20 protein-coding genes and 1 pseudogene are annotated in these 19,884 nt (G+C 72.3%); 7 read left to right on the forward strand and 14 right to left on the reverse strand.

Annotated features, from left to right (window positions below):
• Positions 1-77 precede the first annotated feature (77 nt).
• On the forward strand, positions 78-494 hold the full coding sequence (locus ACZ7OO_RS34160; RefSeq protein ID WP_471510862.1) for a hypothetical protein: 417 nt from the start codon (positions 78-80) through the stop codon (positions 492-494).
• 184 nt (positions 495-678) lie between these two features.
• On the opposite strand, the gene ACZ7OO_RS34165 is transcribed toward ACZ7OO_RS34160, so the two are convergent.
• The 3 genes from ACZ7OO_RS34165 to ACZ7OO_RS34175 all read right to left on the reverse strand — a co-directional run bounded on the left by ACZ7OO_RS34165 (position 679) and on the right by ACZ7OO_RS34175 (position 3,814).
• Positions 679-1,959, reverse strand: a complete 1,281-nt coding sequence (locus ACZ7OO_RS34165; protein ID WP_471510864.1) for an HRDC domain-containing protein — start codon at positions 1,957-1,959, stop codon at positions 679-681.
• A 195-nt stretch (positions 1,960-2,154) separates the two neighbouring features.
• Complete coding sequence (locus tag ACZ7OO_RS34170) at positions 2,155-2,817, reverse strand: response regulator transcription factor (RefSeq protein ID WP_123973178.1); 663 nt, start codon at positions 2,815-2,817, stop codon at positions 2,155-2,157.
• A 319-nt stretch (positions 2,818-3,136) separates the two neighbouring features.
• Positions 3,137-3,814, reverse strand: coding sequence for a DUF3000 domain-containing protein (locus ACZ7OO_RS34175; RefSeq protein WP_471510866.1), 678 nt, complete (start codon positions 3,812-3,814; stop codon positions 3,137-3,139).
• 132 nt (positions 3,815-3,946) lie between these two features.
• On the opposite strand from ACZ7OO_RS34175, the gene hemE reads away from it, so the two are divergent.
• Positions 3,947-5,014, forward strand: a complete 1,068-nt coding sequence (gene hemE / locus ACZ7OO_RS34180) for a uroporphyrinogen decarboxylase (RefSeq protein WP_471510868.1) — start codon at positions 3,947-3,949, stop codon at positions 5,012-5,014.
• A 9-nt stretch (positions 5,015-5,023) separates the two neighbouring features.
• Here the strand turns inward: hemE and ACZ7OO_RS34185 are convergent, their stop codons facing one another.
• Positions 5,024-5,848: a rhomboid family intramembrane serine protease gene (locus ACZ7OO_RS34185; RefSeq protein ID WP_471510870.1), complete on the reverse strand. Its 825-nt coding sequence runs from the start codon at positions 5,846-5,848 to the stop codon at positions 5,024-5,026.
• 129 nt (positions 5,849-5,977) lie between these two features.
• Between ACZ7OO_RS34185 and ACZ7OO_RS34190 the strand changes: the two genes are divergently transcribed.
• On the forward strand, positions 5,978-6,289 hold the full coding sequence (locus tag ACZ7OO_RS34190) for a hypothetical protein (RefSeq protein ID WP_471510872.1): 312 nt from the start codon (positions 5,978-5,980) through the stop codon (positions 6,287-6,289).
• Positions 6,290-6,381: 92 nt separating this feature from the next.
• Here ACZ7OO_RS34190 and ACZ7OO_RS34195 read toward each other — a convergent pair whose 3' ends face one another.
• The gene (locus ACZ7OO_RS34195; protein ID WP_471510874.1) at positions 6,382-7,770 is read right to left on the reverse strand and encodes an FAD-dependent oxidoreductase; all 1,389 of its coding nucleotides are present in this window, start codon (positions 7,768-7,770) and stop codon (positions 6,382-6,384) included.
• 65 nt (positions 7,771-7,835) lie between these two features.
• Complete coding sequence (locus ACZ7OO_RS34200; protein ID WP_471510876.1) at positions 7,836-8,063, reverse strand: hypothetical protein; 228 nt, start codon at positions 8,061-8,063, stop codon at positions 7,836-7,838.
• Positions 8,064-8,216: 153 nt separating this feature from the next.
• On the opposite strand from ACZ7OO_RS34200, the gene hemG reads away from it, so the two are divergent.
• Both hemG and hemQ read left to right on the forward strand, forming a co-directional pair.
• A complete protein-coding gene (hemG, locus tag ACZ7OO_RS34205) occupies positions 8,217-9,791 on the forward strand; it encodes a protoporphyrinogen oxidase (protein ID WP_471510878.1) in 1,575 nt (524 codons plus the stop codon).
• 5 nt (positions 9,792-9,796) lie between these two features.
• The gene (gene hemQ / locus ACZ7OO_RS34210) at positions 9,797-10,528 is read left to right on the forward strand and encodes a hydrogen peroxide-dependent heme synthase (protein ID WP_471510880.1); all 732 of its coding nucleotides are present in this window, start codon (positions 9,797-9,799) and stop codon (positions 10,526-10,528) included.
• A gap of 6 nt (positions 10,529-10,534) precedes the next feature.
• Here the strand turns inward: hemQ and ACZ7OO_RS34215 are convergent, their stop codons facing one another.
• The 6 genes from ACZ7OO_RS34215 to ACZ7OO_RS34240 form a co-directional block, all read right to left on the reverse strand.
• On the reverse strand, positions 10,535-12,184 hold the full coding sequence (locus ACZ7OO_RS34215) for an alpha/beta hydrolase (RefSeq protein ID WP_471510882.1): 1,650 nt from the start codon (positions 12,182-12,184) through the stop codon (positions 10,535-10,537).
• A gap of 152 nt (positions 12,185-12,336) precedes the next feature.
• Positions 12,337-13,116, reverse strand: coding sequence for a TIGR04222 domain-containing membrane protein (locus ACZ7OO_RS34220; RefSeq protein ID WP_471510884.1), 780 nt, complete (start codon positions 13,114-13,116; stop codon positions 12,337-12,339).
• A 96-nt stretch (positions 13,117-13,212) separates the two neighbouring features.
• Entirely contained in the window at positions 13,213-14,007 is a 795-nt protein-coding gene (locus ACZ7OO_RS34225) for a DUF4142 domain-containing protein (RefSeq protein ID WP_471510886.1), read from the reverse strand.
• Positions 14,008-14,254: 247 nt separating this feature from the next.
• Positions 14,255-15,520: an MbnB/TglH/ChrH family RiPP precursor modification enzyme gene (locus tag ACZ7OO_RS34230; protein ID WP_471511020.1), complete on the reverse strand. Its 1,266-nt coding sequence runs from the start codon at positions 15,518-15,520 to the stop codon at positions 14,255-14,257.
• A 129-nt stretch (positions 15,521-15,649) separates the two neighbouring features.
• Positions 15,650-16,441 carry a DUF4142 domain-containing protein gene (locus ACZ7OO_RS34235; RefSeq protein ID WP_471510888.1) on the reverse strand — a complete coding sequence of 264 codons (792 nt, stop codon included), beginning with the start codon at positions 16,439-16,441 and terminating at the stop codon, positions 15,650-15,652.
• Positions 16,442-16,547: 106 nt separating this feature from the next.
• Positions 16,548-17,240 carry a peptidyl-tRNA hydrolase gene (locus ACZ7OO_RS34240; RefSeq protein WP_471510890.1) on the reverse strand — a complete coding sequence of 231 codons (693 nt, stop codon included), beginning with the start codon at positions 17,238-17,240 and terminating at the stop codon, positions 16,548-16,550.
• Between the two features lie 56 nt (positions 17,241-17,296).
• On the opposite strand from ACZ7OO_RS34240, the pseudogene ACZ7OO_RS34245 reads away from it, so the two are divergent.
• Positions 17,297-18,170: pseudogene (locus ACZ7OO_RS34245) on the forward strand (ABC transporter ATP-binding protein).
• Positions 18,167-18,838, forward strand: a complete 672-nt coding sequence (locus ACZ7OO_RS34250; RefSeq protein WP_471510892.1) for an ABC transporter — start codon at positions 18,167-18,169, stop codon at positions 18,836-18,838. Before ACZ7OO_RS34245 ends, ACZ7OO_RS34250 begins: the two are co-directional and overlap by 4 nt.
• Here ACZ7OO_RS34250 and ACZ7OO_RS34255 read toward each other — a convergent pair.
• Positions 18,830-19,012 carry a hypothetical protein gene (locus ACZ7OO_RS34255; protein ID WP_471510894.1) on the reverse strand — a complete coding sequence of 61 codons (183 nt, stop codon included), beginning with the start codon at positions 19,010-19,012 and terminating at the stop codon, positions 18,830-18,832. The two genes, ACZ7OO_RS34250 and ACZ7OO_RS34255, sit on opposite strands and share 9 nt — an antisense overlap.
• Positions 19,013-19,030: 18 nt before the next feature.
• Positions 19,031-19,882 (reverse strand): polysaccharide deacetylase family protein, encoded by an 852-nt coding sequence (locus ACZ7OO_RS34260; RefSeq protein WP_471510896.1) that lies wholly within the window; start codon positions 19,880-19,882, stop codon positions 19,031-19,033.
• Positions 19,883-19,884: the final 2 nt, after the last annotated feature.

The following is a 19,884-nucleotide window of genomic DNA, read 5'->3' on the forward strand; positions in this document are numbered from 1 at the left end:
CAGTCTCGGGGGCTGGAGCGGCGAACATCACACCCCTCGCCCAGCGAAGAGGGCAGTCGAAGTCTGCCCTTTTTCCTGTGGTCCTGGAACTGGCCGCGCTCGCCGCCGATGCGCCCACCTATGCCCGCTTCGCCATGGTCGAGGCAATCGAGTCCGTGTCCATCACGATCTTCACCCGTTGCCGGGGCATCACCTTGCGGGACGGCGGTGAATGCGAGTTCTTCGGCACCAAGCACTATCTGGCCGAGTCCTCGCACACCATCAAGTCGCCGGAGGTGGAGGAGGAACGTCTGCCCGTTCTGGACGAGGCCCGGCGGCAGGAGGCGACACACATGGTGGACCGGGTGTTCGCGCATTTCGACGACTGGTCCAGCGCGCTCCTGAAGTTCGCCCTTGACGGCAACGGGGACCACGAACGCACCTACCGGAGAATGATCCAGGAGAGCAGGGACCAGCTGCCGGAAGGCGAAGCGGCGGCCGCAACCGCTTTCTGACCTTCCCCGGCCGGGCTTACGGACCCGACCTCCGTGCGCGGCGGGCATGCCGTCCGCAACGACTTCTGCATCCCCTTCCTCCCCTTCCTCCGCAGGCCCTCCGGAACCTTGGCGTGATCTCGACGTCCCTGACGGGCTGCAGAAGCAGCGCACCATGCTCCCGAACGAGCGGCCCGGGCAGGCCCTAGGCGGACAGCGCCGTCACCAGCACCGGCGTCACCTGCTCCACCTGCCACGGCCGCGCGCCGTACCCCTCCAGAGCCGCCCCCACCGTCTCGGCGTCCACGACCTTCGGCGGCTCCCAGCAGAGCCTGCGCACCGTGTCCGGCGCGATCAGGTTCTCCTGCGGCATGGCGAGCTGTTCGGCCAGCGCCGACACCGCGGCCCGCGCCGCGGACAGCCGAGCCGCGGCCGCGGGATCCTTGTCGGCCCACGCCCGTGGCGGCGGCGGCCCCGTCACCGGCTGCCCCGGCAGCGGCAGCCCGGCGTCCGGCAGCGCCTTGGCCCGGTCCACCGCCGCCTGCCACTGCTCCAGCTGGCGCCGCCCCATCCGGTGCCCGAAGCCGTTCAGCCCCGCGAGGGCGTGCACATTCGCCGGCAGTGCGAGCGCGGCCTCCACGATCGCCGCGTCACTGAGCACCTTGCCGGGCGACACGTCCCGCTTCTGCGCGATCCGGTCCCGTGTCTCCCACAGCTCCCGCACCACGCCCAGCTGCCGGCGCCGCCGCACCTTGTGCATCCCGGACGTCCGGCGCCAGGGATCCTTTCTCGGCTCCGCCGGCGGCGCGGACGCGATCGCGTCGAACTCCTGCCGCGCCCACTCCAGCTTTCCCTGCCGGTCCAGCTCCTTCTCCAGCGCGTCCCGCAGGTCGATGAGCAGTTCGACGTCGAGCGCCGCGTACCGCAGCCATGGCTCGGGCAGCGGCCGGGTCGACCAGTCGACGGCGGAGTGGCCCTTCTCGAGGACGAAGCCGAGGACGCTCTCGACCATCGCGCCGAGCCCGACCCGCGGGAACCCGGCGAGCCGCCCGGCCAGCTCGGTGTCGAACAGGCTGCTGGGAACCATGCCTATCTCGCGCAGGCAGGGCAGATCCTGGGTGGCCGCGTGCAGTACCCACTCGACGCCGGCCAGCGCCTTGCCGAGGCCGGACAGATCGGGACAGGCGACGGGGTCGATCAGCGCGCTCCCCGCGCCCTCGCGGCGCAGCTGGACGAGGTAGGCGCGCTGCCCGTAGCGGTAGCCGGACGCGCGCTCGGCGTCGACGGCGACGGGACCGGAGCCCGCGGCGAACGCGGCGATCACCCGGGCGAGCGTGGTCTCGTCCACGACCACGGGCGGAATGCCCTCACGCGGCTCCAGCAAAGGGATCGGCGCCCCCGTCACAGAAGACCCGGCGTCGTCCGGGGGAGTGCCCCCGGTGGTGCGCAGTGAACTGTCTGCTGCGGTCTCTTGGGCGTCGGTCACATGTCAAGGGTATCTGTGTGTGGACGGCGCCCGTCGACGGAACGTTCCGTCGACGGGCGCCGGAGGGTCGTAAACCAGTCAGGTCGGTGAAAGATCAGGTCCACGAACGGGGGACGACGGAGTACGACGTTACAGCGGACCGGCGGCCGATCCGGTTCACGTCGGTGAACGGCGGGGTGAGGGATGAACGGTAGGTCAGTGGATGATGCCGGTCCGCAGGGCGACGGCGACCATCCCGGCCCGGTCGCCCGTGCCGAGCTTGCGGGCGATACGGGCGAGATGGCTCTTGACGGTGAGGGCGGACAGACCCATCGAGACGCCGATCGCCTTGTTCGACTGGCCCTCCGCGACCAGTCGGAGCACTTCGACCTCACGGCCGGAGAGTTCGCGGTAGCCGCCCGGGTGACTCGGGGCACCCGGGGGGCGGCGGTGCATACGGGCGGCGGCGGAGCCGATGGGGGCGGCGCCCGGCCGGGTGGGAAGCCCGATGTTGGTGCGGGTGCCGGTGACGACGTAGCCCTTGACCCCGCCGGCCAGGGCGTTGCGCACCGCGCCGATGTCGTCGGCGGCGGACAGGGCCAGGCCGTTGGGCCAGCCCGCGGCGCGGGTCTCCGACAGGAGGGTCAGGCCGGAGCCGTCGGGGAGGTGGACGTCGGCGACGCAGATGTCGCGGGGGTTGCCGATGCGGGGACGAGCCTCCGCGATGGACGAGGCTTCGATGACATCGCGCACGCCGAGTGCCCACAGGTGGCGGGTGACGGTGGAGCGGACGCGCGGGTCGGCCACGACCACCATGGCGGTGGGCTTGTTCGGGCGGTAGGCGACCAGGCTTGCGGGCTGCTCGAGGAGAACGGACACCAGGCCTCCTGGGTGGGGGACGGGGCCGGCTTGTGGGGGAAGAAGCCGGGACGAACCGTGCTTTCAAGGTCACAGTCGTCTTCGGCACCAAACCTGTCCGCCTTTAGAGAATGATCACGATCTGGTGAGTAACAATACGTGCAATTCGGACACGCGATCGATCATCCGAAGATCGAATCGGTTCGAGCCATTGTCGTACGGGACAGAAAGTGGCCGTATCGACAAAGAGATGGTCAATGAAGGGTGAGTCGACGGGACCCGGGTGGACGGGTCCCCGGTCAGGTGGACAGGGCCTCGGCCGATGGCGGACCAGGGGTGGCTAGCGCGCCTGCGGGTCACGGCGCTGCGGCAGCGTGACCACTGAGGCGTCGCCGGGGGCGGCCGGCGGCAGTCCCGCTACCTGCGCCAGCAGATCGCACCAGGAAGCGAGGTGCGCCGCGGTGTCCGGCACCCCGGCGCGGCCCTCCCGGGGCGTCCAGGAGGCCCGGATCTCGATCTGCGAGGCGGCGGGGCGCTCGGACAACCCGCCGAAGTAGTGCGAACTCGCCCGGGTGACGGTCCCGCTCGCCTCCCCGTACAACAGGCCGCGCGCCTGGAGCGCGCCGGTGAGCCACGACCAGCAGACGTCCGGCAGCAGCGGATCCGCCGCCATCTCCGGCTCGAGCTCCGCGCGTACCAGGGTGACCAGCCGGAACGTGCCACGCCAGGCGTCGTGCCCGGCCGGGTCGTGCAGCAGTACGAGACGGCCGTCGGCAAGGTCCTGATCCCCGTCGACCACCGCCGCCTCCACGGCGTACGCGAACGGGGCGAGACGCTGCGGTGCGGGCGTCGGCTCCACCTCGACCTGCGGCCGCAGCCTTGCACCGCGCAGCGCCTCGACCGCGGCCCGGAAGGCCGGCGGCGCCGTACTCCCCGTATGCCCCTCGCCCTCCCCGGTGCCCTTCTCCTCGCCCATCCCGCCAGCGCCGTCCGACAGTCGTCCCTGTGCCGCAGCCATGCGGGGAAGAGTAAGGGGAATGACGCCTTCGCGCAGGGAGAGACACCACCTAAGGCCCCACCGGAGGCCCCACCCGAGGCACCGCCCGGGCCGCGGCCACACCGGCTTCGGGGGCGTGGGAGACTTGCCGTCGTGAGTGCGAACGGAAGCCCCGCGGGCCAGCAGCCGACAGCGACGTACGACAGTGCCTTCCTGAAGGCGTGCAGGCGTGAACCCGTGCCGCACACCCCCGTGTGGTTCATGCGGCAGGCCGGGCGCTCGCTGCCGGAGTACCACAAGGTGCGCGAGGGCATCCCGATGCTGGAGTCGTGCACGCGGCCCGAGCTGGTCGCCGAGATCACACTCCAGCCCGTCCGCCGGCACAACGTGGACGCGGCGGTCTACTACAGCGACATCGTCGTCCCCCTCAAGGCCATCGGCGTCGACCTCGACATCAAGCCCGGCGTCGGCCCGGTCGTCGCGCACCCGATCCGCACCCGCGCCGACCTCGCCCAGCTCCGCGGCCTCACCCCCGAGGACGTCTCCTACGTCACCGAGGCCATCGGCCTGCTCACCGCCGAGCTCGGCCCGACCCCGCTGATCGGCTTCGCCGGCGCTCCGTTCACCCTCGCGAGCTATCTCGTCGAGGGCGGCCCCTCGCGCACATACGAGAACGCCAAGGCGATGATGTACGGCGACCCGGAGCTCTGGGCCGACCTGCTCGACCGCCTCGCCGACATCACGGCAGCGTTCCTCAAGGTGCAGATCGAGGCCGGCGCCTCCGCCGTCCAGCTCTTCGACTCCTGGGCCGGGGCGCTGGCCCCCGCCGACTACCGCCGCTCGGTGCTCCCCGCCTCCGCGAAGGTCTTCGACGCCGTCGCCGGATACGGCGTCCCGCGCATCCACTTCGGGGTCGGCACCGGCGAACTGCTGAACCTCATGGGCGAGGCCGGCGCGGACGTCGTCGGCGTCGACTACCGGGTCCCGCTCGACGAGGCCGCTCGCCGCGTCGGCCCCGGCAAGGCGCTCCAGGGCAACCTCGACCCGACCGTCCTGTTCGCCGGCAAGGACGTGGTGGAGACCAAGGCGCGCGAGGTGCTCGACGCGGCCGCCGGTCTCGAGGGCCACGTCTTCAACCTGGGCCACGGCGTGATGCCGTCCACCGACCCGGACGCGCTGACCCGCCTCGTCGAGTTCGTCCACACCGAGAGCGTGCGCTGACCCGGTCCGCTACCAGGTGTGCCGGGGCCGGGCCCGGCTGCCGAACAGCAGGCCGCGCGGTTCCGGCGGCGGGGGCGTGCCCGGCTTGAGCGGCCAGGCGAGCACCATGCCCACCAGGAAGCCGACGACGTGCGCCGCGTACGCCACGGTCCCGGCGTCGGAGACGCCCTCGCCCGACGAGTAGACGGCCTGGAGCACGAACCAGAAGCCCAGCACCAGCCAGGCCGGCAGCCGCAGCGGCAGGAAGATCAGGAACGGGACCAGTACCCAGACCCTGGCCTTCGGGTAGAGGACGAGATAGGCGCCCAGGACGCCGGCGATCGCGCCGGACGCTCCGATCAGTGGGTCCGCCGAGGTGGGGTTGAGGAGCGCGAAGCCGTAGCCGGCCGCGTAGCCGCAGACAACGTAGAAGAGGAAGTACCGGATGTGGCCCATCCGGTCCTCGACGTTGTTGCCGAAGATCAGCAGGAACAGCATGTTGCCCAGCAGATGCAGCCAGCTGCCGTGCAGGAACATCGCCGTGAAGACGGAGAGCGGCGGCGACTTGTCGTAGGAGGGCGGGCCGACCACACAGCCGGGGCCGTTCTGGCCGACGCCCACCTGGCCCGTCGGGACCAGCTGGGGCATCTGGTGGTGGATCAGCTCTCTGGGGACGGCCGCGTAGTGCTCCGTGAAGGCCTGCAGATGGCACAGCTGCGCCAGATCGCTGCCGCCGGCCACGGAGCCGGCTATGCCGGGCGTGAACAGGAACACCATGACGTTCGCGGCGATGAGCGCATACGTCACATACGGCGTGCGACGCACCGGGTTCACGTCATGGACGGGGATGACCACAGCTGACTAGTGCCCAGGGAGGGGGCGGCCGAAGCGCGGCGCGTTGGTGAACGTCGGCACGCGCGGGTCCGTATGTCCTTGCGACCGATGAGCTTCAGGTGACGTTTCAGGCGACGTGAGGATCAGGCGATGAACGAGCGGGTTGCTTCTCAGGGGTTCCCTCCCATGCAGGCCCTGCCGGACGGTGAGGCGGAGATCTCCCTTGTCGTGCGGCTTCCCTGGGAGGACGTGGCACGGCTCGGTCAGGAGGCGGGGCGGCTGGCCGCGCAGATGCAGCGGCCGGTGACGCTGGACGAGGCCGTGAGCAACCGGCTGCGGTCGACTCGGCCTGCGGCTGCGCATGCACGGCAGGGTATGGAGCAGGGCAGCGTGGCTGCGGCCGCGCCGGCGCCGGGAGGGGCCGGGGTCACTTCGTTGCCGCGGATCAGCGGGACGGCCTAGGGGACGCGTCGCGGGGGCGGGTGCGTGGGGCCGGTCGCGCCCACACGGCGGTAGCCGCATGTCGACACGTCCCCGCGCCCCCAGGGGTCGCTTCAGTCACCGTCCCGCACCCTGGTCGCCGCCTTTCTCGCCGCCACCAGGACGGGGTCCCACACCGGTGAGAACGGTGGTGCGTAGCCCAGGTCCAGAGCCGTCATCTGGTCCACCGTCATCTTCGCCGTCAGGGCCACCGCCGCGATGTCCACCCGCTTGCCCGCGCCCTCCCGCCCCACGATCTGGACGCCCAGGAGGCGGCCCGTCCGGCGTTCCGCGAGCATCTTGACCGTCATCGGATTCGCGCCGGGGTAGTAGCCGGCGCGGCTCGTGGATTCGATGGTGACCGCCTCGAACTGGAGGCCCACCCGCAGGGCGTCCTTCTCGCGCAGGCCGGTGCGGGCGATCTCCAGGTCGCAGACCTTGCTCACCGCGGTGCCGACGACACCGGGGAACGTGGCGTAACCGCCGCCCACGTTGGTGCCGACGACCTGGCCGTGCTTGTTGGCGTGGGTACCCAGCGGGACGTACTGCTCCTGGCCCGAGACCAGGTTCAGGACCTCCACACAGTCGCCGCCCGCCCAGATGTCCTGGTGGCCGCGGACCCGCATCGCCTGGTCGGTGAGCAGGCCGCCGTGCTTGCCTACGGGCAGGCCCGCCGCCTGGGCGAGGCTCGTCTCCGGGCGGACACCGATGCCCAGGATCACCACGTCCGCCGGGTACTCGCCGTCCTCCGTGGCCACCGCCCGGACCCTGCCGTCCTGACCGGTGAGCACCTTGGTGACCTCGGCGTCGTCGACCATGGTTATGCCGAGGCCCTCCATCGCCTTGTGCACGAGGCGGCCCATGTCCGGGTCGAGCGTGGACATGGGCTCGCTGCCGCGGTTGACGACCGTCACCTCGTAGCCCCGGTTGATCATCGCCTCGGCCATCTCGACGCCGATGTAGCCGGCGCCGACGACCACGGCGCGACGGCCACGCGTGTGTGCCAGCGTGTCGAGCAGGGCCTGGCCGTCGTCGAGGGTCTGCACGCCGTGCACGCCCGGCGCGTCCGCGCCCGGCATGTCGGGGCGGACCGGGCGGGCACCGGTCCCGATGACGAGGTTGTCGTACGACGTCCAGGACTCGGCGCCGGAATCGACGTCACGCGCGCGTACCCGCTTCCCGGCCACGTCGATCTCCGTGACCTCCGTGCGCATGCGCAGATCGATGTCCCGCAACCGGTGCTCCTCGGGCGTGCGGGCGATCAGACGGTCCCGTTCCGCCACGTCACCGCCGACCCAGTACGGGATGCCGCACGCCGAGTAGGAGCTGAAGTGGCCGCGTTCGAAGGCCACGATCTCCAGCTTGTCCGGTCCCCGCAGCCGGCGCGCCTGGGACGCCGCGGACATGCCCGCGGCGTCCCCGCCGATCACCACCAGTCGTTCCCGTCCACCGCTCATGTCCATGCGAACACGCTACGGGGCGACGGAATTTCGGGCTGGCTCAGGTCTCACTGCCGGGCACACGGCTTTCACCGCCGGGCGCGCGGTGCCGGCGGACGACCCGCGGGCGCCTTGTCGGTGCCCCTGCCGCTGCTGTCCTTGGCGCCTGCCGAGCCCGCCGCCTCCTGGACCGTGCCGACCGTGTTGGCCCTGGCATCCCCGGCCGAGGCGCCGGAGTCGTCGCCGCTGCATCCGGTGAGGAGGAGTGCGGCGGCCAGCAGGATGCCGGCGAGGACGGGTCGTAAGGGATGTCGCATGGTTCCCCCGAGGGTCGTGACGAATGACGCTCCTTCGACGCCGGGGCCGGGCGGGACGTTTGACCGGGACGGTCCCGATGCGGTCACGGTCCGGACGCGCGCCGGTCACCGGGCCGGGGCGGGCGTGTCAGTGGGGTTTGAGAGAGTGGGGGCATGAGCGCAACGAGTGCGGGCACGGGGCAGGTCGTCGTCATCGGAGCCGGGATCGCGGGGCTGGCCGCGGCCCACCGGCTGCTGGAGCGCGGCCTGCGCGTGACCGTTCTGGAGGCCTCGGAGAGAGTCGGCGGCAAGCTGTTGCCCGGTGAGATCGCGGGGGTGCGGGTCGACCTGGGCGCCGAGTCGATGCTGGCCCGCCGGCCCGAGGCGGTCGCCCTCGCGCGCGAGGTGGGGCTGGACGACCGGCTTCAGCCGCCGCGCACCGCCACGGCCTCGATCTGGACCCGGGGTGCCCTGCGGCCCATGCCCAGGGGCCATGTCATGGGCGTCCCCGGCACCGCCGCCGCGCTGTCCGGTTTGCTGTCCGAGGAGGGTCTCGCCCGCATCGAGCGCGACGCCGACCTGCCCCGCACCGAGGTCGGCGACGACGTGGCGGTGGGGGAGTACGTGGCCGGGCGACTGGGCCGGGAGGTCGTGGACCGGCTGGTGGAACCCCTGCTCGGCGGGGTCTACGCGGGCGACGCCTACCGCATCTCGATGCGCTCGGCGGTCCCGCAGCTCTACCAGGCCGCCAGGACGCACGACTCGCTGACCGAGGCCGTCCGCGAGATCCAGGCCAAGGCGGCCGCCAACCAGCAGACGGGCCCGGTGTTCATGGGCATCGAGGGCGGCGTGGGCACCCTGCCGCTCGCGGTCGCGGACTCGGTGCGGGCGCGCGGCGGCGAGATCGTCACCGGCGCACCCGTGACCGAACTGCGCCGGATGGGACCGGGCGCGGCAAGGGACTTCGACCGTGCCGACTCACAGACCGGCGGACCCGGCCTCCCGTGGGCGGACCCCCGGGCGGACGGGGACCGCGAGGCGGCCCGGGGTGCCGCCGACGGCTCGCACACCGGGTGGCGGGTCGCCGCCGGTGACCGCGTGCTGTACGCGGACGCCGTGATCGTCGCCGTCCCCGCCCCCGTCGCCGCGGCCCTGCTGCGTGCCGAAGCGCCCGCCGCCGCGGCCGAACTGGCCGCTGTCGAGTACGCCTCGATGGCCCTGATCACCCTGGCCTACCCCCGCGCCGACCTCACGCTCCCCGAGGGCAGCGGCTTCCTGGTGCCGCCCGTCGACGGCCGCACCATCAAGGCCGCCACCTTCGCCTCCCAGAAGTGGGGGTGGATCGCCGACGAGGACCCGGACGTGGTCGTGGTGCGCACCTCGGTCGGGCGGTACGGCGAGACGGAGGTGCTGGGGCGCGAGGACGGCGACCTCGTCGACGTCTCCCGGCACGACCTGCGCGAGGCCACCGGACTGGCCGCGGCCCCCGTCGCCACCCGCGTCACCCGCTGGACCGACGGCCTGCCCCAGTACCCCGTCGGCCACCACGCGCGCGTGGCCCGCGTCCGCGAGCACGTCGCCAAGCTCCCGGGCCTGGCGGTCTGCGGCGCGCAGTACGACGGGGTGGGCATCCCCGCCTGTATCGCGAGCGCGTACGCGGCGGTCGACCAGCTGGGCGGTGACCTTGCGGCCGTCCGGGAGCTCACCTCCAACCCGGTGCAGAGCCTGCACGGCGGAGCGGGAGAATAAGGATTATGAGTGACGACGCCCCCACCACCGCCCCCGAGCGGATCCCGAACAAGGGCAAGCTGGCCAAGGACCTCAACGAGGTCATCCGCTACACCCTGTGGTCGGTCTTCAGGCTGAAGGACGTACTGCCCGAGGACCGCGCGGGCTACGCCGACGAGGTCCAGGAGCTGTTCGACCAGCTCGCCGCCAAGGACGTGACCGTCCGCGGCACCTACGACGTCTCCGGTCTGCGTGCCGACGCCGACCTGATGATCTGGTGGCACGCAGAGGACAGCGACCAGCTCCAGGAGGCGTACAACCTCTTCCGCCGCACGAAGCTGGGCCGCGCTCTCGCGCCGGTCTGGTCGAACATGGCGCTGCACCGCCCCGCCGAGTTCAACCGCTCGCACATCCCGGCCTTCCTGGCCGACGAGACGCCGCGCAACTACGTCAGCGTGTACCCGTTCGTGCGCTCGTACGACTGGTACCTGCTGCCCGACGAGGACCGCCGCCGGATGCTCGCCGACCACGGCAAGATGGCCCGCGGCTACCCGGACGTGCGCGCCAACACGGTCGCCTCGTTCTCGCTGGGCGACTACGAGTGGGTCCTGGCCTTCGAGGCCGACGAGCTGCACCGCATCGTCGACCTCATGCGCCATCTGCGTGCTTCCGAGGCCCGTCGGCACGTCCGCGAGGAGGTCCCGTTCTTCACGGGCCGCCGCAAGGACGTCGCGGAACTGGTCGCGGGCCTCGCCTGACGACGCTCAGCGCTGGTCGGCCTTGCCCTTCAGGGAGTCCCGCAGCTTCTTCTGCTGCCGGGCGTGGCCGGCCGGCGCCGTCGGCCTCGGTTCCGGGTGCCCCGCACAGGCCGCCCGCCGCTCCGGGAGCCGGCCCTCCAGCAGGTAGGCCTCCAGATAGCCGTTGACGCACTTGTTGGGGCCGCCGCCGATGCCGTGGGTGCCCGCGTCCCGCTCGGTCACCAGCACCGAGTCGGCAAGCCGCCGGTTCATCTCCAGCGCGCCCGCGTACGGCGTGGCCGCGTCCCGCTCCGCCTGAAGGATCAGCGTCGGCGGCAGCTCACCGGGCCCGGTCCGCACGTCCAGGGCCTTCTGCCGGGGCACCTGCCAGTAGGCGCACGGCAGGTTCATGAAGGCGTTGTCCCAGGTCTCGAACGGCGCCATCCGCGCGAGCCGGGTGTTGTCCCGGTCCCAGGTCTTCCAGTCCTTCGGCCAGGCCGCGTCGTTGCACTCGACGGCCGTGTAGACCGCGTTGCCGTTCTCCGCCGCGGCGGCCGTCTCCGCCGTCGGCGCCGCCAGCCGGACCAACGGCTTCGCGTCTCCCTTCAGGAACTTCGACAGCGCCTCCGCGCGGCTCGGCCAGTAGTCGTCGTAGTAACCGGCCGACAGGAACGCGCTCTGCAACTGCCCCGGCCCGACCTTCCCGCCGGCCGCCTTCTTGGCCAGCCGCTTGCTCGCCCGGTCGTAACTCGCCTGCACCTTCGCGGCGGTGTTGCCCAGCCCGTACACGTCGTCGTGCCGGGCGATCCACTCCCGGTAGTCCGTCCAGCGGCTCTCGAACGCGGCCGACTGCTCCAGGTTGGAGCGGTACCAGATCTGTGCCGGGTCCGGGTTGACCGCCGAGTCCAGCACCATCCGCCGTACGTGCGAGGGGAACAGGGTGGCGTACAGCGCGCCGAAGTAGGTGCCGTAGGAGGCGCCCATGAAGGTCAGCCGGTTCTCGCCGAGCCCGGCGCGCAGCACGTCCAGGTCACGGGCGTTGTTGAGCGAGGTGAAGTACCTCAGCCTGTTCCCGGACCGCTTGAGACAGCCGCGCGCGTACGCCTTCGCCTCCGCGATCCGAACCTTCTTGTACGACGCCGAGGGGTGCGTCGGCGACGGGGAGGGCGCCTTGAAGAAACGCTTGGGCTCCACGCAGGACAGCGGCGCCGAACCGTCCACCCCGCGGGGGGCGTAGCCGACCAGGTCGTAGGCGGCGGCGAGACGCTTCCACTCGGGCAGTGCGCCGACCATCGGGAACTGCATGCCGGAGGCGCCCGGCCCGCCCGGGTTGTAGACCAGGGCGCCCTGCCGGGGCACCTTGCGCTTGCTGTTGTGCGGGTCCTTGTGGGTGGCCAGCATCCGGCTGACAGTCAGTCTGATCTGCTTGCCGTCCGGATGCGCGTAGTCCAGCGGGACGCTCAGCGTGCCGCACTGCAAGGACTTCGGGAGCTCCAGGCCGGCGGCGCACTTGCCGAAGTCGATGCCCTCCGCGCGCGCCCGTGCGGCGGCCACGGCGGTACCGCGCAGTTCGGCCGACGCCGTGTCCGGGACGCGGGGGGCGCTCCCGGCCGGGGCGGCGGCCAGGGTGGTCAGGATCAGGGACCCGGCTGCCGAGTACAGGGCGGGGGCTCTCATGGCGTATCCCTTCGGTGCGGTCGCTGCGTGGCGCGGCAGCAACGGCACCGCAGCGACTGCACGGCAGCAGTAAAAGGGATATTTCGACCGGTTGCCGACTAAGGCAAGCACCATCGGCCGGTGTCGGCGCCAATGCCCCTATACGCCCCCGCTCACTCCCGCGGGAGCTGGTCCCGGTGTGCGAAGGCCGCACGCAGCTCCGGTTCCCCGATCGCGCGGATGCCGCGGACGGCGACGGAGGCGAGGAACGAGTGGTCGTCGGCCGCGCGGTTCGTCCGCCGGTGCAGCACGCCCAGCAGCCGCTGCCCGGCCGGGGAGGCCCAGCGCGCGTACGGGTGCACCTCGACACGGGCGATGGCCAGACAGCTCAGCGTCAGGGTGAGCGGCAGCGCGAACCACACGGCCACCAGGTCGCGGGGCATCTCGGTCGGGGCGGGCAGCGCGAGTGCGGCCGCCCCCAGGCCGAACACGGCGAGTGCGGCGGCCCGGACCTGGCGCACGCCCGACGCGACCGTCGTACGCGCCGCCGCGTCCGGCACCGCGAGCCCCGCCCGCACCAGTCCCTCGCCGAGACTCCGCACGGCGTCCGCGTCGGCCGCCGCCGACCGCACCGGCGCTATCCGCGACTGCCCCTCGGGCCCGATGGCACCTATCACCGAGCGCTCCATCTCGTCCCGCGCACGCGGGTCCACGACGGTCGCCCAGCCGGTGTGCGCGAGCAGCAGCCGCTGTTGGCGTGCCATGGACACCAGGGTCAGGTCGGCGACCCGCGCGGGCCCGCCGGACAGGAACGCGGCCTCGTACAGCGTCAGATCGTGTCCTCGGCCCGTGTCCGTGTCGGTGGCCGCCGTGCGTACGGCGGCCAGGCACAGCCGAGTGCAGGCGGTGCCGGCGACGGCCCAGGCCAGGAGCAGGAGAAGGACCCAGAACATGACGCGTTTCTATGCCAGGGGCTTGGGAAACGCCATGCCCTGTTCATATTCCGGACCGAGCGTTGCCGGTATGTGACGTTCCGATTCCCGTGCAGGTCAGGGGGCGTTGGGCGGCGGCGGGCTGGAGGCGGCGGGCGGCAGCGGGTACGTAGGGGACGGCGCCGAGGCCGGGGCCGGTGACGGTACGACCGGGATGGCGTCGCTCGGCGCGAAGACCGGCGGCGAGACCGCGGGGGAGGGCGTGACCGACAGCTGCTGTGCGAGGGTGGCGAAGTCGACGTAACCCGTCGTCTCCAAGACCTTGATGTGGTCCAGGACGGTGGTGTTGGCGTCGTCGGCGAGATCACGGACGAGGGTGTTCTGGGTGCCGGCGCGGACCTGGGCGACGACGGAGAAGACCCGGCCGTGGGCCAGCCGCACGATGTTCGCGAACTGCCGGTCGAAGTCCTGCCCCTGCGCCGCGGTCATAGTGGCGAGCCACTGTTGCTGTTGGTCGTTGGGCTGGTTGGGGATCGGGACGCCGAGCTGGGTGGCGACGCTGCGGACGTGTGCGTCGAGGGAGGCGTGGCCGTCGACGAGGTGCTGCCCTGCGGTCCGTACGGCCTGGGTGGTGCCCTTCTGCTCCGCCAGCTCCCCGGCCGGCAGCTCCCAGAGCCCGGCGAGCCGCACCTTGACGATGAAGTCCCGGTCCAGGGCGGACAGGGGGCCGTAGCGGGTCGACACGGTCTGGGCGCTCAGCACGTTCACCGCGCCGGTCGGGTCCGAGCGGTCGGCGTACGACCAGATCGGGAAGACCAGGGCGGCGAGGGTCGCCGCGAGACAGGTGATGATCAGCCAGGTACCGCTGAATATGCCTCGGCCTTGGACGGGGGGTCGGGGACGCGCTCGCATGATGCCTCCTGCACCGCACGGCTAAGGCTTCGCTGTGCGGGCTTGGCATATTACCGAGGGCGTGCGGCGGGGGGCCGGGCCGGAGGTCGGGTGCGGCCCGGTGGGGGCTGATCGCGCAGTTCCCCGCGCCCCTGAAAGACCTGGCTGCGGGCAGTCGTGCCGCTGGGGCGGCGCGGGTGGGCGCTGGGGGTACCCCCTCCGGGGGAGGCACCTTGCCGGCGCCGGTAAGCGCCCCCCGGCCCAGGCCCTACCCCCGCCGCAGCAACGCCCTTCGTCGAGGTGTCTCCCCCGCTCGGGCCTGCCACCACTTCTCCAGGCGGCGATGGGATGTCCGGTCGTCCGGGCGGCCGTCGCTCAGCAGCCGTCCCGCGAAGTCCAGGGCGTCTCGCCGATACCCCCCGGTCATCGGCCGTTCCTGCGCGTACGCCAGAAACGCAGGCCGGTACGCGTCACCCAGGATCTCCGGCAGTTCCGGTGCCACCTTCGCCACCACGTCGGCTCGTTTCGACGCCAGTGCCCGCGCCTGCACCCGCATCCGCCCCCGGTCGAAACCCTCCGGCACCGGTGTGCCCCCGACCAGCGACGACAGCATCGCGGCCTGGGCGAGGCCTACCCGCTGCCGGGTGGCCTCGGTCACCGCGGAGGCGGGCCGCCGTGCCGGCGGATCGAACCGCCCGCCGGTGTCCGCGCCCCCCGCCGCCATCGCGCCCCGAATCGCCGCCAGCTCCCGCTCCAGTTCGGCCGGCTCGGGGAAGTTCTCGTCCCGCTCCAGCAGCACCCCCGGCGGCGTGACCCGGGACGCGAGGCCGGTCAGGATGTCCAGGACCGCCGGGGGCACCGGGTGGGCGTGGCTGTCGTGCCAGACGCCGTCCCGCTCGAAGCCGCCCGCGACATGGACGTAGGCGATGGCCTCTACGGGGAGTTCGGCGAGCGCCTCGGCCGGGTCCTCACCCCGGTTGACGTGGTTGGTGTGCAGGTTCGCCACATCGATCAGCAGCCGTACCCCGGTGCGGTCGACGAGGTCGTACAGGAACTGTCCCTCGGTCATCTCCTCGCCCGGCCAGCAGATGAGCGCGGCGATGTTCTCGACGGCGAGGGGCACGGGCAGCGAGGCCTGCGTGATACGGATGTTCTCGCAGAGGACGTCGAGGGCGTCCCGGGTGCGCGGCACGGGAAGCAGATGGCCCGCCTCCAGGAGCGGCGAGGCCGTCAGCGGGCCGCCCGCGCGGACGAACGCGATGTGTTCGGTGACGAGAGGGGAGCCCAGCGCCTCCGCCCGTTCGGCGAGCGCCGTGAGCCGGTGCTCGTCCGGGCGGTCCGCACCGCCGAGGCCCAGGGAGACACCGTGCGGTACGACCGTCACCCCGCGCTCGCGCAGCCGTCGCAGCGAGTCGGGGAGGTGGCCCGGGCAGATGTTCTCGGCGACGGCCTCGACCCAGTCGATGCCGGGCATGCGCTCCACGGCGTCCGCGATCTCCGGCCGCCAGCCGATGCCCGTTCCCAGCCGCTCCAGGGTCATGGTCCTCCCCCTCGTTCTCCGATTGCCGGGGGTATGGCCCCGGAGCGCGTCCGCCAACCTCGTTGCCTGCCGCTTCAGAGCAACATTTGAGGTTCCGGCCCGCGCTCCGGGGAGCTGGATCGGCTACCCGCCGAGCACACCCGGCGAGTCCACCGGGTCCGGGCGCGCGGTGTTCACCGTGCCCGGCGCGCCGGGGGAGGGCCTGGACGTGACCCGCACGCCACCGTCGGCCTGCGCGGCCGGCGCGGAGGGCACCACCAGCCCCGGCGCCGGCACCGCCGGGCCGGTCGGGCTCGCCGTGGTGGAGTTGGCTATCTCGTTGGCGATCGCCTCGAAGTCGACCTTCCCGGTCTTCTCCAGGATCGTGATGTGGTCCAGCACGGTCTGGTTGGTGTCCGAGGCCAGCTGTCGAACGAGACTGTTGCGGGTGGTGTTCCGTACCGCCCCGATCACCGGGAAGATCTTGCCGTGCGCGGCGCGCAGCAGATTCACGAACTTGTACTCGTACTCCGCGCCGGTCGCGGCCGACATCTCCTGGAGCCAGCCCTGCTGCTGCTCGTTGGGCACGTTGGGCAGTTCGACGCCCAGCTGCGCCGCGACGATCCGGACCCGCCGGTCCAGGTCGGTGTGGCCGACGATCAGATGGTCGCCGGCCTCCTTGAGCGCCGCGCTCGGCGCCCGCTCGATGGCCTGCTGCCCGGCCGGCAGCTCCCACAGGCCGGCCAGCCGGACCCGCACGATCAGATCGCGGTCCGAGGCGGACAGCGGACCCCACTGGGTGGCCACGGTCCCCGCCGCCAGGTTCGCCTGCCCGGTGCCGGAGCGGTCGGCGTACGACCACACGGGACAGGCGAGCGCGCCGAGCGTGGTGGCGAGGGCCGCCATGATCATGGCCGTACCGTTGAAACGCCGCAAGGGATGCCTCCCCGTGTCGCTGGTTCAGTGCCTGGACGTACGGGTGCGACGGCGACGGTGTTCAAACAAACGGCAAAGTTTCCAAGGGGACGTAAAAGAGCCGAGGTCAGCGCAGTGCCGGATGGTCCGCGACCACCGTGCAACTGCCTGGCGCGATTTCGGTGAACCCCGCGTCCCTCACCAACGGCAGTCCGCCGGCGGTCAGTTCACTCCACTCGGCCGGATCGGCGGTCCGCACGGCAAGCGGGAACCCGGCCTCGCGCCACGTCCCCCGCTCCTCCTCCGACAGCGCCCACCAGGCCAGCTGGGCCCCGTGCCCGGCCTGCGCCATCGCCTTCCCCGCCGACATCTCCAACTCAGGGTTCAGCCACAGCACCGCCTGCCCCCGGTCGGCGTCGGCGGGCGGCTCGGGATCGTCCAGCTCGGTCCCGGACACCTGCAACTTCGCCAGCTCCTTGGGCCACCCGTCCAGGGGAACCGGCGGAAACACCCGTACCTCGGCGGACTTCCCCGTGAGGGTGATCCCGGGCAACTCCCCGGCCCGCCGCCACTCGGAGCCCCGGGCCCGCCGCACGACCTTCCGGATCCGCGCGTCCTCCCAGTCCCGAATCGCCTGAGCCCATTCCCCGTTCCCAAGGGCCCGCTCATCACTGAGCATGGTCAGCACCGCCCGCGCGGCGGTTTCAAGAGCGTCGGTACGGGCCGGAGGTGCCGACTTCTCGATCCGCACGACAAGAGGCAGTACGAACTGGGGTGCTTCGTCGCGACTGTTCGCCGAGACCTGGAAGGGAGCGCTCACCTGAACACCCTAAGGGGCGCGCAACCCACACCCCGATCCCGGATGAAAATACCCTCATGCACCGTGATCTTGAACTGGCCCGCGTAGGCCGCCGCTACGGCATACGCGGCCCGTGGGTGTTAAGAGGCGTCGACCTCACCATCACCCCCGGCACCCTCACCCGAGTGGAAGGAGCGAACGGCACAGGCAAGTCCACCCTGCTCCGTCTCGTCGCCGGCCTGGACACTCCCACTGAGGGCCGTGTCAGCGGCCGCCCCCGCACCGCGTACGTGCCCGAGCGCTTCCCCTCGGCCCTGCCCTTCACGCCCTTCGGCTATCTCACCCACCTCGGCACCGTCCACGGCCTCTCCCGGCGCACGGCGACCAGCCGGGCCGCGCAGTGGCTGGAGCGGTTCGGCGCCGCGGCCTACGCGGACACGCCCATGGCCCAGCTCTCCAAGGGCACCAGCCAGAAGGTCGCGGTCGCCCAGTCCCTGCTCGCCGATCCCCAACTGCTCGTCCTCGACGAGGCCTGGACCGGCCTGGACGCCGAGGCGCGCGCGGAGCTGGAGCGGGCCGTCGCCGAGCGGACCGCCGCCGGGGGTGCCGTCGTGTTCGTCGATCACGATCCACGGCGCCTTGCGGGCGCGCCCGACGCGACCTACCAGGTAGTCGACGGCACTCTCAAACCCCCTTACCGCGCAGGCGACTTCGCCCATCGGCCCGCACACCGTCGTCACCGTCCGGGGTCCCGCCGGGGGCCGTCTGCCCGCCGACGCGACCCGCACGGCGGCCTCCGCCGAGGAACCGGCCCCGGGCACCTACCGTCTTACGGTTCCCACGTCCCACTCGGACGTGGTCCTGCGTGCCCTCCTCACGGCCCACCCGCCCTGGCACGTGGTCACCGTCAGCCCCTCGGACGTCCCACCGGACGAGAAAGCCCGCCCATGACCGCACTCCTGCGCTACCAGACCGCACTCCTCCTGCGCTCCCAGCGCTGGCTGCCGCCGGTGATCCTGTACGCCGCGTTCCTGGGCGTGGGCGTGCAGAGCGGTCAGCCGGTGCTGGACTCGCTCGGCTACACGGCCGCCGCGCTGCTGCCGGTGGCCGCCTGGCTGGTACGGATCTGTGTCACCAACGAGCCGCCGGCCGCCCGCGCCTGTGTCACGGCGGCTCGGGGCCCGGTCAGGGCTCATCTGGCCGCCCTGCTGACCGCCCTCACCGCCGCGGCGCTGCTCGGCACGGCGGCGACCCTGATCGTGACCGTGATCAGCCGGCACGCCACCGACGACCACCGGCTCGTCGTACCGCCCCTGCGGGCCGGAGCCGCCGGTCTCCTCGCGACCCTCGCCTGTGCGCTGCTCGGCAGCGCCGTCGGCGCGCTCACCAACCGGCCGCTGCTGCGCTCACCGGGCCGGGCGGTGCCCACGATGCTGCTGGCCGCGCTGCTCGCGGTGGTGGTCGCGGGCTCCCCGGCGCACGCGGTGGTCAGCGGTCTGGTCTCCGGCTCGGAGTCCGGCCGGGTCCCGGTGTCACCGCTGCCGGCGGCCGCGGCGGCCCTGCTCACCGCCGCGGCCTTCACCGTGGCCTGCGTCCTCAACGGCCGCCGCTCATCCTGAGCAGGCGGTCCGCTGCGCCTCCTGCCACTCGCACCGGGGGCACATCGTGACGCCCTTGTACGACTCCGGGTACTCGGTCGGCTCCCGGCACAGCACACACTCCGCGTACGGCGGACCCTGCGCCTTCGGCGGCTTCGCGGCCTCGGTGATCGTGCAGTAGCCCTCGTCGCTCATACCTCCAGCGTAGGACGGTCAGCGGTGACCGGGCGTCTCCCCGATCAGCTCGGACACCCGCACGAACCGGAAGCCCCGCTTGCGCAGCTCCGGTACGACGTTCCGGACCACCTGCTCGGTGGTCGGGGCGGCGCTGCGCGTGCAGTGCATGACGACCACCGAGCCCGGCTTCACCCCGTCCAGCACCTGCTTGGTCACGGCGTCGGCGTCGGTGGCGAACGCGTCGCCGCTCACCACGTCCCACTGCACCGCGGTGACCCCGAGCCCGCCGACCGCGCGCAGCGCCTGCTGGTCGTAACAGCCGCCGGGGAAACGGAAGTACGGCATCGGATGCGGCACGCCCGCCCTGAGCAGCGCGGCGTAGGCGCGCTCCACGTCCGACTTCATGTTCGCGGCGGGGACGGTCGGCAGGCTGTAGCAGTCGTCGGTGAACGCGTAGTGGCTGTAGGAGTGGTTGGCGACCTCGAACTGCGGGTCGTGGCCGAGGGAGCGGGCCTGGTCCGGGTACTCGTCGGCCCAGCGGCCGGTCATGAAGACCGTGGCCGGCACCTTCAGTCTGCGCAGGGTGGCGATCAGCGCGGGGTTGTCGAAGTGCTCGCCGGCGGCCGCGCGGGGCCCCTGGTCGGCGGTCATGTCGGCGTCGAAGGTCAGGGCGACGGTCTTGCCCAGGGTGCGCGGACCGTTCGAGAAGACGGGGGCCAGGCCGCCCGGGGTGGCGGGGAGCGTGGGCGGCTTGGCGGCGGGGGCGGGCCTGGCGGGGGCCGGGGGGCCGGCGTGGGGCGCCTGGGAGGTGCCGCAGGCGGCTAGCGCGGCGCCGAGGGCGACGCAGGCGGCGGTCATACCGGTAAGACGGCGTACTGGTCGGATCACCG

This window comes from Streptomyces sp. NPDC111744 (assembly GCF_055634995.1).